The sequence below is a fragment of the Mycolicibacterium frederiksbergense genome (assembly GCF_012223425.1).
Taxonomy (GTDB): Bacteria; Actinomycetota; Actinomycetes; order Mycobacteriales; family Mycobacteriaceae; genus Mycobacterium; species Mycobacterium frederiksbergense.
The window spans coordinates 1,475,392-1,488,862 of the sequence record NZ_CP038799.1; the positions used below are offsets into that span (position 1 = coordinate 1,475,392).

The following is a 13,471-nucleotide window of genomic DNA, read 5'->3' on the forward strand; positions in this document are numbered from 1 at the left end:
CGACACTCTGACGATTCTGGAGCGCCACTGTGCAGATCCGCACGTTCGTCCCGACCGCGCTGGCGGTCGCCGCCACCGCCGCCGTCGGCAGTTTCGCCAGCAAACCGGCCGTGGAGTCGGACTGGTACGCCACCCTGCGCAAGCCGAGCTATCAGCCGCCATCGGTCGCCTTCCCGATCGCCTGGACATCGCTCTACACCGATATCGCCGTCGTGTCGGCCCAAACCCTCGATGACGCTCCGCCGGAGGTGCGGCGCACCTACATCCGGTCCCTGGTGGTCAACCTCATTCTCAACGGCAGTTGGTCGTGGTTGTTCTTCAACCGGCGCCAGCTCGGCGCCTCCGCCGTCGCCGCCGGACTGCTCACCGCGAGCAGCGCCGACCTGACCCGCCGCGCCGCCGCGGTGCGTGGGGTCAAGGCTGCACCGATGGGCCTGTACCCGTTGTGGTGCGCATTCGCCACCGCGCTGTCCACCCATATCTGGGTGCTCAATCGCCGCTGAAAGGCGGCCGGCCGGCACCCAACTCCGATCGGCCCGAGAGACGGACATGACACGCTCGAGCCATCGTCAGAGCACGCTCGCCCGCTGGTGGAACGACCCCGTCGACCACTACTGGTTACTGAACTTCCTGCGCCACCGCGGACATCTGGCCCCGCTGCGGGCGCTCATCGGTTCCGGCGGCGTCGCAATGGGCATCGCACTGGTGCTCCTGCAGTTCACCCAGCTGACCGAACCGGTGTCGCTGTCCCGCGCCGTGTTGGGGACGCTCACGATCGCCGCATTCGCGTGGCCCCTCTACTGGTGGTTCTTCCGGTGGCCCTCGCCCCGCACGTCGATCACCCTGTTCATCCTCACCGACCTCGGCATCGCCGTGGCATGCGCGGCCCAAGGCGCGCCGATGGCTGCAATGGCCACCACCCCGTTGTTCGCGGTGACCGGGATCTACCTCGTCTACTTCCACGGACCACGGGCCACCGCGGTGCACCTGCTGATTGCGATCGCCACGGTGCTCGGTGTGGCGGTATGGCTGAGCCTCTCCGACGAACCGGGCGCCGTGTTTCTCGCGATCGGCAAGGCTCTGGTGTCGCTGCTGGTCACGGTCGGCATTCTGCCCTCCGCCCAATTCGGCTTCTGGCTCATCCGGAACAGTTCGGTGGAGTCGCTTGTCGATGAGCTGACCTCGCTGGCCAACCGGCGCGGGCTGCAGGACCACGTGTCGCGTCTGAGCGCATCGGCCGATCCGCTGCCCGCCATGTGTGTCCTCGTCATCGATCTCGACAAGTTCAAGACGATCAACGACCGGCACGGCCACGTCGTCGGCGACCAAGTGCTGGTGCGAACGGCCCACCAACTGCGCGATGTGGTGGGCAGGCGGGCGTTCCTCGCGCGGACCGGCGGCGAGGAGTTCGTCGTCATCGACCGGTTGCCGTCCGCCGAAGCGGTGGCCCTGGGCGAGCGCCTGCGCGCCGCCGTGGCCGCCGCCGGACCGCCGGCGGTGACGGCCAGCGTCGGGGTGGTCTGCGGGCACCTGGACAACGCCGCCGATTTCGACCGCCTGCTGCACCTGGCCGACACCGCGATGTACGCGGCCAAACGTGACGGCGGAAACCGGCTGGCCGTCGCGCAGCCGTAACAAAACGGCCATACCCGCCGATCCACGGATATAGGTCATCTATCGTGGCACGACACAACCCAGGGAGTTCCAACAGTGAAAACGCTTGTAGTGGCCGGTGCCGCAACGCTTCTGATGTCCGTGGTCGCCGCTCCGACCGCGGCGGCTGCGACGATCTGGGAGATGCCGTCCCTGGTGGGCATGAATCTGGCCGACGCCGAGGCTCTCTACGAGGAGACGGTGGGCGAAGAAGGCCCCTGGCTGGACATCATCAACAGGGCACCCGCAGCGTCCGGCGCGATCGCCGCCCCGGTCATGTGGGAGGTCTGCCAGCAGGCGCCCAGCGCCGGGGCGAAGATCGCCGCGAAGTCGTACACGGCGGTTGCGGTCAACCGACCGGGTAAGTGCTAGCACCACCCCGCTCGTAGTTCGGGGCGCACCGAGCCCGGTTATGCTCGGTGCGGCGATACGCGCGTGCCTGGGTTCGGGCCGGCGACAGGCCAGGACCCTCCATTTTGCAGACAACACAGCACACCCCAGTCACTGTCGCGCCGGTCGCACGGCAGTCCCGGCGCGACCTGGACATCGTCGCGACGGTCGCCGTCACCCTCGTCGTCCTCGGCCATTTCTGGTGGGGACGGGTCACCGGTGGCGTCGACGTACTGCTGGTGCTGGCGGGCTACTACGTGGGCATCCGGGTGCTGCGCAGCCCCTCGGTCCCGGCCGAGATCTGGTGGTGGGCCCGGCGGGTGCTCCCCGCGCTGGTCCTGACGCTGACGGTGTGCGCCGGACTGACGCTGGCGGTGCAGCCGCAGACCCGCTGGGAGTCCTTCGCCGAGCAGACCCTGGCCAACCTGGGCTTCTATCAGAACTGGCTGCTGGCGACGACCGCGGGCGACTATGTGCAGGCCGGCGAGACCGTCACCCCGCTGCAGCATATGTGGGCGGTGTCGGTGGCCGCCCAGGTGCTGCTGGCCGTCCTGCTGCTGGGTGCGCTGATCCGCCGGCGCGCCGCGCTGGCGACGGTCCTGGCCGCGGCTGCCCTCGCCTCGCTGGTGTGGGCGATCATGCAGAACGCCGGCGAACAGACCGTCGCCTACTACAGCAGCTTCACCCGGGCCTGGGAGGTGCTGGCCGGTGTGCTGGCCGCCGTGGCGGTCGGGCGCGTGCCATGGCCGCGGTGGCTGACCCGGCCGGCGGTGGTGGCCGGGTTGATCGCGATCGTGGTGTCGGGATTCCTGGCCGACGGGCTGGCCGACCACCCGGGCCCCTGGGCCCTGGTGCCCGTGCTGGCCACGGTGCTGATCATCGTCGGCGGCACGGAGACCGGAACCGTGCCGTACGCCGGGTGGGCGTTCGCGATGTACCTCTGGCACTGGCCGCTGCTGATCTTCTGGATGGCGTACACCAACAACGACACCGTGGGCGTCGACGAGTCCGCGGCGATCCTGGCGGTGGCCGCGCTGGCGGCGTTCCTGACGTGGCGCTGCGTCGACACGCAGTGGTGGCCGTCCTGGCATCCGCTGCTGACCGGCAGCGTCACCGCGTGTCTGGTGGTGGCACTGGCGGTGGCCTCGGTGGGATGGCGGGACCACGTCCAGCGGGTGCGGGACAGCGGCACCGAGCTGACCGCGCTGTCGGTGCGCGACTATCCGGGCGCGCGGGCGGTGATCGAGTACCGCAAGACCGCCCGGCTCCCGGTCCGCCCGACCGGGCTGGAGGCACCCGATGACGTCCCGCCGACCACCATCGACAGATGCCTGGCCGATTTTGGCGGCGAGGAGGTGGTCACCTGTGTGTACGGCGACCCGCGCGCCGACCGAACGGTCGCACTGGCCGGCGGCTCGCACTCCGAGCACTGGCTGACCGCGCTGCACACCCTGGGCCGCGAGCACGGTTTCCGGGTGACGACCTACCTGAAGATGGGCTGCCCGCTGACCACCGCGGAGGTGCCGATCATCGCCGGACCGTTCACGCCGTATCCGTCGTGCCGCACCTGGTCGGACAACGCGATGGCGCAGATCATCGCCGACCGTCCCGACTACGTGTTCTTCACGACGACGCGGCCGGTGCTCGACGGCCCCGGCGATTACGTGCCGGACTACTACCCGGGTATCTGGGAGGAGTTGTCGGACAACGGCATTGCCATGCTCGGCATGCGCGATACCCCGTGGATGCTGCGCGAGGGCCGGTTCTTCTCCCCCGTCGACTGCCTGGCGGCCGGCGATGACGCCGACACCTGTGGGCTGGCCCGCGACGAGGCCCTGCAGGAGCGCAATCCGACGCTGGATTACGCGGCCGACTTTCCGATGATGCAGCTACTCGATCTCAGCGACGCGGTGTGCCGGCCGAACATCTGCCGGGCAGTGGAGGGCAATGTGCTGATCTATCACGACGCGCATCACCTGTCGGGGACGTACGTGCGCTCGATGGCCGGCGAGCTGGGCCGCCAGCTGGCCGACGCCACCGGGTGGTGGTGACCTCGGTGCGCGCCAGATCCGGGCTACGAGCAGGCGTTGGCGACCATATCGTCCCAGGTGTTGCGGGCCGCGTCGAATTCGCGCGCCACGCCGAAGTCGACATCCGCTGCGCTGGTGATCTTCTCGCCGGCCGCGGGTGACTGGTCGCATACCAGCCAGTCGGCCAGGCTCAGCTGCTTCTGCTTCATGCCCTTGATGTTGTGTGAATGCATTTGCAGCGGAATGCCGTTGGCCGCCGCGGTCACCGCGTCCTCGGCTTCCTGCAGGTTCATCCCGTCGATGCTGGGCATCACGAATCCGGCCGCGGCCTGAGCCGGCGCGGCGAAGCCGATGACGGCCGGCAGCAGCAAAGTTGCCGCGCCGATGGCGAAGGAGCGCTTCTTCAACATGATGTGTCCCTAGATGTCGTTGCCCGCGGTAACCGGGGCCATGCCAGTGGGGTCGAAATAATCTGACGCTGAGCGACGTTCACCGTTGTAGGCTTGGTCTGTCGCGGCTACCGCGCTGTAGGGCCGACGATTCGCACAGAGTCACATCCCGGACCTGTACATACCAGTGCGACGCGCTGTGAGGATTCTGGCTAACCGCTGTCACGCGATACAGCGACCTCGCAGCGGGCTCACAGAAACTACCTCGACCCGTACTCCAGCGCCCGCTCAGCCGAATCGACGCGCCCATTGCTCAGGATGGTCAGCGTGTCCGGGCGGACCTCGTATCGGGCGCCGTCCGCCGGGTTGACCGCGTCGAATCCCCCATCGGCGGGGACGGCGTTCGCCAACCGCACGTTGGCGCCGTCGCGCAGCCGTTCGCCGTGGTAGTAGTAGCCGCCCGACGACCCGTCGCAGATGACCGCCAACGATGACGCGGTGCGGATCGCGGCCACCAGCGCATCCCCGGCCTCGCAGCGCGCCGCGTGGCCGACGAAGCCCTGCGCGTCGGCGCCCGACACGCCGGCCAGGGCGGTGGCGCTCGTCGTCGTGGTCGAGGGCGGCGCGGAGGACGACGGCGGCACCGTGAGCGGGCGCTGCGACGGTGAACCGTCACCGCCGGTGAACACGATCGCCGCGGCCAGCCCCGCGGCCACCGCGAGCGTGCCGATCGCCGCCAGCAGCAGCCCCGTCTGCGAGCGGCCGAAGCGGGCCTTCCCGGCAGGGGCCGCCGGCGGTTGCGGAACATAGGGGTGGGGCGCAGCAGCCTGCAGTTGCCGGGTCGGCGGCGGTGTCTGACGGGCGGGCGGACCGTGCAGCGCCGCGGCCGCAGCGCGGGCGAGTTCGCCCGCCGTGCCGAACCGATCGGCGGGATTCTTCGCCATTCCCCGGGCGATGACATCGTCGAACGCGGGGCCGATCCCATGGCCCTCGGCGCTCGGCCGCGGCGGCGGCGCGAACATGTGCGCGCTCATCACCTGCCGGATGTCGTCGGCCTCGAACGGCGCGCGGCCGGTCAGACACTCGAAGAGCAGACACGTCAGCGAGTACACATCCGAGGCCGGGCCACCGGGCGTGCCGTTGAGCCGTTCGGGAGACATGTACGCGCACGAACCGATGACCAGCCCGGTCTTCGTCACGGTCGCCTCACCGCCGCCATAGGCGATGCCGAAGTCCACCAGGTAGGCGAAATCGTCATGGGTGAGCAGCACGTTCTCCGGCTTGATGTCGCGATGCACCAGGCCGACGGCGTGCGCGGCGTCCAGTGCCGCGGCGATCTGCGCGATGATCGCGGCCGCACGAGCCAGCGGGAGCACCCCGTTGACCCGCACCAGCTCTCGCAGGCTGGGCCCCTCCACCAACCGCATGTCGATGAAGAGCACGCCGCCGATATCGCCGTAGTCATGCACCGGGATGACGTGCGGCTCCTGCAACCGGGCCGCGATGCGCGACTCCCGCCGGAAACGGGCCTGAAAGCTCGGGTCCGCCGCGACATCGGTGCGCAACACCTTGAGCGCGACCATCCGCTCACGCCGGGTGTCGTAGGCGCGATACACCTCGCCCATCCCGCCGATACCGATCACCGACCGCAGCTCGTACGGCCCGAACCGGGTCCCCACACTCGGGTAGCCCATGCCTGCCGTTCACCCCTTCGCGGCCGCCTCGGCGCAACCGAAGTCACACCGGTACAAGCCAATTGCTTCCCGTGCAGGCTACACGCCGGAACAGAAGCGGTGACAAATGTCGAACGTGTGTTCTAATGACTCCCGAACCGCGAGCCCGCGCCGTGCGGGCGATGATGACGAAGGAGTTCGCCGTGACGATGACACTGACCACTCCGGTTGCCGAGACGTTGCCCACCACCTCCGAGGATGCCGCACAGCCGCCCGTCGACGAGGCACCCAAGAAGCCTGCGGCCAGGAAGACGGCCGGCAGGAAGGCCAAGACGATCGAACTGGTGCTGACCGTGACCGGCACCGCCGACGGCGAATGGCGGGCCGAACTCAAACAGGGCGCCAGTTACCTGGCTCGTGACCTCGCCGTCGCGGCCGCCGCGGTGTCCCGCGCGGCCCGGGAACTGCACCAGGATCTCGCCACGCCGATCGATTCGATCATCGAAGAGGCGCGAGTTCAGCAGGCCGCCAAGGTCTCTGCACTCGAAGCCGAACTCGAGGCCGCCCGCAAGGTGCTCGCCGACCTGGACTGACGGCGACGATCGGGGTACAACTCCCGGTCGCGCGCAGGCCATTCCCCACCCGGCGGTGAGATGGATCACTGCGCGTCACCGGAATCCCGCCCGCCCATCCCGGCTTGTAGCAGGTAACTGCCACCTCTACACCGAAGCGATGGCACCGCGGATTCCGGATCGGGGAACCTCATGAGCACATCGCCACAGAGCTGGGGCATCAAGGCCGCACGATCGGCCCTCTTCGCCGCGCTGGCGGCATTCGCTGTCATGGCGGGGCTGTTTGCCGGCCCGGCCGCGACCGCCAGCGCCGCCGACGATTCCTGTGTGGATGTCGCGGTGGTGTTCGCCCGCGGCACCTTCGAGGGCCCCGGGGTGGGCGCCACCGGCCAGTCCTTCGTGGATGCCCTCAATGCGCGGCTGCCGGGCCAGTCGGTCAGCGTGTACGGGGTGAACTACCCCGCCTCGCTGGACTTCGGGCGGGCCGTCGACGGAATTGCCGACGCCACCAACAAGATTCAGCAGATCGCGGCCGACTGCCCCGACACCGAGATCGTGCTGGGCGGTTACTCGCAGGGCGCCGCTGTCGCCGGTTACAGCACCAGCAGCAGCGTCCCCGCCGGCTTCGTCCTGCCCGCCGGACTGGCCGGACCGATGCCCGCGTCGGTGGCATCCCATGTGTCGGCCGTCGTGCTGTTCGGCACCCCCGACAACTGGGTCCTCAACGTCGCCGACCGCGGCGCACCGCCCATCGCCATCGGCGATCTGTACGCCGGCAAGACCCTGCAGCTGTGCGCCGTCGGCGATCCGATCTGCTACCCGGGTGGGCTGGACCGGTCCGCGCACAGCTCCTACAAGAGCAACGGGATGGCCGTGCAGGCAGCGGACTTCGTGGCCGGCCGACTGGGTGTGCCGGCTCCCGCCGCACCCGTCGTGCAGGCGGCCGCACAGGTCGGTTGATCCCGGCGACATGAATCAGGCCCCCTCCGGCGAGGGGGCCTGATTTCTGCGTGCACGTCTACTCGGAGTCGGTGCCCGTGTCGGAGGACGGCTTGGGAGACGAGGCCGACGGCGAGGACGTCCCGGCGACCGCGACGGAGCGCGGGGAGACCTTCGCCGATCGCGGAGACGTCAGGCGCGCCCGCCGGACGGGCGCCTCATCCACCTCTTCTTCGACGTTCTCGAGGGCGGCGGCCGCCGCCGCCAACTCGTCGACGACTTCCGGTTCGTCGACCTGGACCTGGACCTGCGCCGTCGCGACCCGGGCGTTCAGCGCGGGCGCGCCGTTGAGCTCCTCATCGCGATCCTCCATGGCGTCGATGATCTCGGTCGTCGTATCCGGTGCGGTGACGACGGGCGGTTCGCCCGGCTCCTCGGGATCGGGGTAGTTGCCCGCGAGGATCTGGCTTGCCTTCTCGAATCCCGCGGCGACGGCCTGCAACTGCTGGAAGATTTTCTGCGGGGACGGCAGGAACCCCACCTTGCCGGTCTCGTACATGCCGGTGCTCTCGACCATCGGCTGCAGGATCGCCTGGAAGGCGTCGATGATCCGGGTCGGTGCGCCGAGGATCTTCAGCGGCATGAGCAGCGGCATCACCGGGCTGTTCACCCGCACCGTGACGACATTGCCGTCGACGGTGACGACATTCTCGGGATCCTCGAAATCGAAGTTCTCCAGCCGGGAGTGCTCGAAGATGAACCCGGCCGCCAGCTGAACCCAGCTCATCGGGTTGAACAGGTACTTGGGGAAATAGGCGATCGGGTCGTACTCGCGATTGACCCGCAGATAGGTCCCGTCGGGCAGCTGGATGGCACCGCCGAGGACATCGGATCCGAAGGTCGGCTCGTCCGGAGCGTAGCGGGCGAAGATGCCGGTGCCGGGGGTGTTGGAGTCACCGTAGAAGACCCCGAACACGCTGGACATGTCGTAGCCGGTGGCCGCCACCCGGGTCAGCGCCTCGGCGGCGACGCGGCCGCCGAAGGACCCGGTGTTGATCCCGCTGACGATGGTCGACGGATCCCGCGCCAGGATCAGCTCGGTCAGCCAGGTGGCGCCCGCATCGACCGACGCCGCCGTGACGGTTCCCGGATAGCGCGTCGGATCGTTGAGCACCGTGAGGTCCTGGATGCGGCGCCAGATGCCGCCGTCCTGGGTGTCGAGCGCGCCCGGCGGGAACTGGACCCCCGCACCCGGCACCGCGAAGAGCGCGAGCGCGGCCAGCGCGACGTCCTGGGCGGAGACGACCCGGTGCTGCTGCTGCACCACGGTCGGCACCGGCCGGCTCACCGGCTGATCGACGATCCCGGCGGCAAGCAACGCCGCCACGGCGGGCACCGCGACGACCCTGGCTGCTCGGCTGTGTTTCTTGGCGCGATGACGTGCACTCACGGCGGCTCCTCTATCGGGCTCGGACGTCGCTGAAAGGGACCAGACGGGTTGATGATTCGCGTCCCCCGCGACGCCATACCCAATCAGCCAGGCATTTTTCCGTGTGACCATACGTCATCCACTGCTGTTGTTCTCGGCAAGAAAATTTGCCCAAATCACCGCATCGCGTTCGCTGCCGCGGCGGCGCGAACCGGCCGTGCACCGCTACGCCACGGCGGACAGACCGCGGCCGGCCCGGTAGCGGGCGCGCCGCCCGACTGCGTTCGAGAAGCGTTCGCTCGCAGCATTGATCAATTCCGCACACCGTGGGGTAGACGCTGTGCTCACCGCGGTGCTGGCGCGCAGACCCGACGCGGACCGGCCGTTGCCAGCCGCCGCCGACGATATTGACGGTCGAGTTAGCGGGGGCGGCGCCGGCCGACGAGCCGACGCACGGGGTGCTCGAGCACCCCCGCCCCGGGTCGACCGTTGCTGCACCCGCATACGTGTGACACCGGGCCCCGGAAAATTCACCCGAACGACGGACGGCCGCTGGCGGCGGCCCGGGTCCGACTCCGTTGCGCGGACCTCCCGCCGGCACACCAACGCGCCGTTCGTCGTCCACTGCGCGAACGCGCCGAGTGGACGTGTGCGTCCGGCGGCTATTTCAGCAACCGATCGCACCGCCTCCGCGGGTGTCGCCCGGGATTCGTCACCCCGGTCGACCCCATCAGCGACGGAAGCAACATTTCCGCTGAACAGCCCTGGAATCGACGCCGGCGATAATTAGTTGTCCCGTTCGTGCCATGCACGGCGTCGCGATGCCGCACAATCAGCAGGCGGTGACACCAGCAATCACACCGCCTCAACGGATGGGGTTTGCATGGATCACGCACGGTACGTCGGGCGCGTCGGGGCACTGGCAGTCGCTCTCGGGGTGGGGCTGGGCATCGTATGGGCGCCGGGCATCGCGCTCGCCGATCCGTCCGACACCGGCGGCTCGACCACTTCGAGCACCGACGGCGGAGATGTCGGGGACTCCGACAAACCCGGAACGCCGTCCACCGGGGATGATGCGTCGGGCCCACAACCCGACCGGGAACCAGCCGACGAGGACGACTCGGGTGACAAAAAGTCGCTCTCGGTCATCACGACGAGATCCGTTGCCGGCGTGGGTCGCCCGCAGGCGACAGGGTCGTCCACCCGCACCTCACGGGTGACGAAGAAGGAAGCCGCCGACGCGGCGGACATCGCCCCGGCTCGCGCGGGCGCCGCGTCTGCGATGACGGCGCCAGAACCGCAGGACATCCCGGCGGCCACCGCGCCCGAGGCCGCACCCGCCGCACCCACCCTGCGAACCATCACCACCATTGATTCCGGCCCGGGCCCGCGTCCACTGCAGGTGCTGCTGGCCGCGCCGGTGCGCATCTTCGATTCGATCGTCAGTGCGCTGCTGGGGCCGGCCGGTCCGCGTACGCCGGCGCCGACCACACTGTGGGCGTTGCTCGCGTGGACCCGCCAGGAGCTGCACCGGACCTTCTTCAATCGCGCGCCGCGCCTGGCCGCCGCACCTGTCGACGTCGAGCAGGTCGATGACGTCATCACCGGAACAATCGTCGGCACCGACCCGGACGGCGACCCGCTCACCTTCTCGGTGACACCGGTGACCGCGCAGGGCGGCACCGTCACGGTCGACGGTGCCGGCAGGTTCACCTACGTCGCACCGGCGGGCTGGAACGGCACCGATCCACTGACGGACAGCTTCACGCTGTCGGCGGTCGACAAGGGGTTCCACATTCACGGGCTGGCCGGGCTCCTGTTCGGGACGGGACACGTCTCCAGACGCGTCGTCACGGTCCAACTCATCGGCGGTATCGCCGGGGTGAGCGAGACCATTCCTGTCGCGGTACCGCCGGGCTGGACGAGCCCGCGCACGGTCGTCGGGCCCGGCGGGACCGTCGCGATCACCCAACGGTTCGGATCCGGCACGGTGGAAGACCCGTTCACGACACAGATCCTGGTGCAGGGCCCCGGACGGCCGCCGGTGACGGCGACCGCGGCGGGTCTCGTGTACTACGGTGCGCCGCTCATCGCGGGCGATGGCACCGTCCACATGACCACGGTGGTCTACGCGGCGGGCACTCCCACCATCGCCGAGTTCACGGTGACCACGCTGCGACCCGGCGCGTCGCCGGTGGCATGGACGGTGACCGGAGCGCCCGTCGGCGGCCCCACCCTGACCGGTGCCGGTGACTTCGTGCTGACGGCGGCGACCGGTGGCGGTGCCCCCGATGACACACAGACCACGGTCACGATCATTCGCGACGGCCAGCGAAGTGACGTCCTGACCATCGCGGGCGTCACCCAGGAGCAGGCGGTCATCGGGGCGGACGGCACCATCGCGTTGGCCGCGACCAATGCCTCCGGGGGCGCGATCATCGGCGTGCTCCGACCGGGAGCCGCCGCCGAGTACCTCGACCTGCCCGCAGCCCCGCAGGGGGCCGTCACGGTCGCCGACGACGGCACCATCGTCTTCACGACGGTGGGCGTCACCGGCTTCACCGCCCGCGCGAGTTCGACGACGACGCTCTGGGTCTGGCGCGCAGGAGAACAGGCCGTGGCGAACACCGCCGCGGGCACTCTCGTCCAGGTGGTCACCGGCGGTGGCGGCACGGTCGCGTACGTGACGACCACGGGCACCGGAACGGAAGACGACCTCGTCACGACGACCGTCACCGTGCTGCGCCCGGGATCGCCCGACCGGGTCTCGACTGTCGTCGGCACGCTGGTCTCCAGCGTGGTCGCCGGTGCCGACGGCACGGTGGCGTTCCATACGTACGCCGGGCCGGGGAACGCGATCGTCACCGACATGACGGTGACGATCATGCGTCCGAATGGAACCGTCGAATCACTCACGAGGACGACCAGCCAGATCTACCGGATCCGGCCTGCCATCGGACCCGACGGCACCGTCGCCTCGATGTGGGGCAACAACGGGATGACGATTGCGGTGTTCCGGCCGGGACAACCCCCGATCGTCGTGACCAACCCCAATGGCATCAGCATCGACCCCCGGATCGGCAGCGACGGCACGGTCGCCTTCACCGTCGCCGTCGCCGCGCCCACGGGAGAGCAATACAGCCAGATCGTCGTGTTGCGGCCCGGGCAGAACACCTTGACCGCCTCGACGATCGGCAACGCGTGGGGAGAACCCACGATCACCGGTGACGGCACGGTGGTGATCTCCACGCGCGTCGACAGGAACCTCAGCTACATCACGGTGCTGCGCGCCAACGGAGATTATCTGATCGTTCCCGCACCCGGATTGATCAGCAACGCGGCCCAGGTCGGACCGGACGGAGTCATCTACCTTCCGACCGATGTGGACGGCACGAGCGTCAACGTCACCATCGTGAACACCGCCAACCGCTCCGTGACGCTGAATCTTCCGGGACGGGCGTCCGGCTTCTCGATCAACGCCAATGGTGGCGGAACGGATTTCGTCACGGTGTCCCTGGATGCCTCGGGGTCGGTGAGGTACATCATCAATCGGGTCTTCGTGGCCACGGTCGCGTGATCGCCACCATGATCTCGGAGCGGCTCAATTTCACCATCGGATAGCGATCCGATGGTGCCGGAAAAACACGTCAGGCCCCTCGATGAGGGGCCTGACCGGTGTGGCAGGTACAGGATTCGAACCTGTGTAGGCGTAAGCCGACGGATTTACAGTCCGCTCCCATTGGCCGCTCGGGCAACCTGCCGGAATTTGGTGCGAGTAGCAGGGTACAACGAGGATGTACTGAAGACGAAAACGGCCAGCACCATGAGGAGGCTCCAATGGCGGATTCCAGCTTCGACGTCGTCAGCAAGGCAGATCGGCAAGAGGTCGACAACGCGCTCAACCAGGCAGCCAAGGAGCTGTCCACCCGGTTCGACTTCCGCGGCACCGACACCACCATCGAGTGGCAAGGTGAGGAAGGCATCATTCTCGTCTCCTCCACCGAGGAGCGGGTGAAGGCCGCCGTCGACGTGTTCAAGGAGAAGTTGATCCGCCGCGACATCTCAATGAAGGCGTTCGACGCCGGCGAACCACAGCCCTCCGGCAAGACCTACAAGGTCATCGGCAGCATCAAGCAGGGCATCGACAGCGAGAACGCCAAGAAGATCACCAAACTGATCCGCGACGAGGGCCCCAAGGGCGTCAAGGCGCAGATCCAGGGCGAGGAGATCCGGGTCAGTTCGAAGAAGCGGGACGACCTGCAGGCCGTGCAGGCGCTGCTGCGCGGGGCCGACCTCGAGGTCGCGCTGCAGTTCGTCAACTACCGGTAGCGGACGCTGGGGCGGCACCCCGGTGGCCGCGCTAGGGACGAGATCGACCTGACGGCTGTGGATTCGT

General features: G+C 68.7%; 11 protein-coding genes and 1 tRNA gene. 8 read left to right on the forward strand and 4 right to left on the reverse strand.

The window, feature by feature from the left end; translation table 11 throughout:
- Positions 1-29 precede the first annotated feature (29 nt).
- The 4 genes from EXE63_RS10030 to EXE63_RS10045 all read left to right on the forward strand — a co-directional run bounded on the left by EXE63_RS10030 (position 30) and on the right by EXE63_RS10045 (position 4,094).
- Positions 30-503 carry a TspO/MBR family protein gene (locus EXE63_RS10030; RefSeq protein WP_168141820.1) on the forward strand — a complete coding sequence of 158 codons (474 nt, stop codon included), beginning with the start codon at positions 30-32 and terminating at the stop codon, positions 501-503.
- 46 nt (positions 504-549) lie between these two features.
- A complete protein-coding gene (locus EXE63_RS10035) occupies positions 550-1,635 on the forward strand; it encodes a GGDEF domain-containing protein (protein WP_168141821.1) in 1,086 nt (361 codons plus the stop codon).
- A gap of 75 nt (positions 1,636-1,710) precedes the next feature.
- Positions 1,711-2,025, forward strand: a complete 315-nt coding sequence (locus EXE63_RS10040) for a hypothetical protein (RefSeq protein ID WP_168141822.1) — start codon at positions 1,711-1,713, stop codon at positions 2,023-2,025.
- Positions 2,026-2,129: 104 nt separating this feature from the next.
- Positions 2,130-4,094 carry an acyltransferase family protein gene (locus tag EXE63_RS10045; protein WP_168141823.1) on the forward strand — a complete coding sequence of 655 codons (1,965 nt, stop codon included), beginning with the start codon at positions 2,130-2,132 and terminating at the stop codon, positions 4,092-4,094.
- A 23-nt stretch (positions 4,095-4,117) separates the two neighbouring features.
- Here EXE63_RS10045 and EXE63_RS10050 read toward each other — a convergent pair whose 3' ends face one another.
- Complete coding sequence (locus EXE63_RS10050; RefSeq protein ID WP_168141824.1) at positions 4,118-4,483, reverse strand: PASTA domain-containing protein; 366 nt, start codon at positions 4,481-4,483, stop codon at positions 4,118-4,120.
- Between the two features lie 239 nt (positions 4,484-4,722).
- Complete coding sequence (locus tag EXE63_RS10055; RefSeq protein ID WP_168141825.1) at positions 4,723-6,156, reverse strand: serine/threonine-protein kinase; 1,434 nt, start codon at positions 6,154-6,156, stop codon at positions 4,723-4,725.
- Positions 6,157-6,338: 182 nt separating this feature from the next.
- Here EXE63_RS10055 and EXE63_RS10060 point away from each other — a divergent pair, with 182 nt between their 5' ends.
- The gene (locus EXE63_RS10060) at positions 6,339-6,728 is read left to right on the forward strand and encodes a DUF6319 family protein (RefSeq protein WP_372513079.1); all 390 of its coding nucleotides are present in this window, start codon (positions 6,339-6,341) and stop codon (positions 6,726-6,728) included.
- 171 nt (positions 6,729-6,899) lie between these two features.
- Positions 6,900-7,667 (forward strand): cutinase family protein, encoded by a 768-nt coding sequence (locus EXE63_RS10065; RefSeq protein ID WP_210000412.1) that lies wholly within the window; start codon positions 6,900-6,902, stop codon positions 7,665-7,667.
- 58 nt (positions 7,668-7,725) lie between these two features.
- Here the strand turns inward: EXE63_RS10065 and EXE63_RS10070 are convergent, their stop codons facing one another.
- Positions 7,726-9,096 carry a PE-PPE domain-containing protein gene (locus EXE63_RS10070; protein ID WP_168141826.1) on the reverse strand — a complete coding sequence of 457 codons (1,371 nt, stop codon included), beginning with the start codon at positions 9,094-9,096 and terminating at the stop codon, positions 7,726-7,728.
- Positions 9,097-9,958: 862 nt separating this feature from the next.
- On the opposite strand from EXE63_RS10070, the gene EXE63_RS10075 reads away from it, so the two are divergent.
- Complete coding sequence (locus tag EXE63_RS10075; protein WP_168141827.1) at positions 9,959-12,652, forward strand: Ig-like domain-containing protein; 2,694 nt, start codon at positions 9,959-9,961, stop codon at positions 12,650-12,652.
- 101 nt (positions 12,653-12,753) lie between these two features.
- Here the strand turns inward: EXE63_RS10075 and EXE63_RS10080 are convergent.
- Positions 12,754-12,836: transfer RNA gene (locus EXE63_RS10080), tRNA-Tyr, on the reverse strand.
- Between the two features lie 76 nt (positions 12,837-12,912).
- Here EXE63_RS10080 and EXE63_RS10085 point away from each other — a divergent pair.
- Complete coding sequence (locus EXE63_RS10085) at positions 12,913-13,404, forward strand: YajQ family cyclic di-GMP-binding protein (protein ID WP_057166479.1); 492 nt, start codon at positions 12,913-12,915, stop codon at positions 13,402-13,404.
- Positions 13,405-13,471: the final 67 nt, after the last annotated feature.

What these genes read in the sequence shown, in the direction of transcription:
- EXE63_RS10050 (WP_168141824.1), bottom strand. Translation starts at nt 4,483, where the DNA reads ATGTTGAAGAAGCGCTCCTTCGCCATCGGCGCGGCAACTTTGCTGCTG.
- EXE63_RS10065 (WP_210000412.1), top strand. Translation starts at nt 6,900, where the DNA reads ATGAGCACATCGCCACAGAGCTGGGGCATCAAGGCCGCACGATCGGCC.
- EXE63_RS10085 (WP_057166479.1), top strand. Translation starts at nt 12,913, where the DNA reads ATGGCGGATTCCAGCTTCGACGTCGTCAGCAAGGCAGATCGGCAAGAG.
- EXE63_RS10075 (WP_168141827.1), top strand. Translation starts at nt 9,959, where the DNA reads ATGGATCACGCACGGTACGTCGGGCGCGTCGGGGCACTGGCAGTCGCT.
- EXE63_RS10035 (WP_168141821.1), top strand. Translation starts at nt 550, where the DNA reads ATGACACGCTCGAGCCATCGTCAGAGCACGCTCGCCCGCTGGTGGAAC.
- EXE63_RS10055 (WP_168141825.1), bottom strand. Translation starts at nt 6,156, where the DNA reads ATGGGCTACCCGAGTGTGGGGACCCGGTTCGGGCCGTACGAGCTGCGG.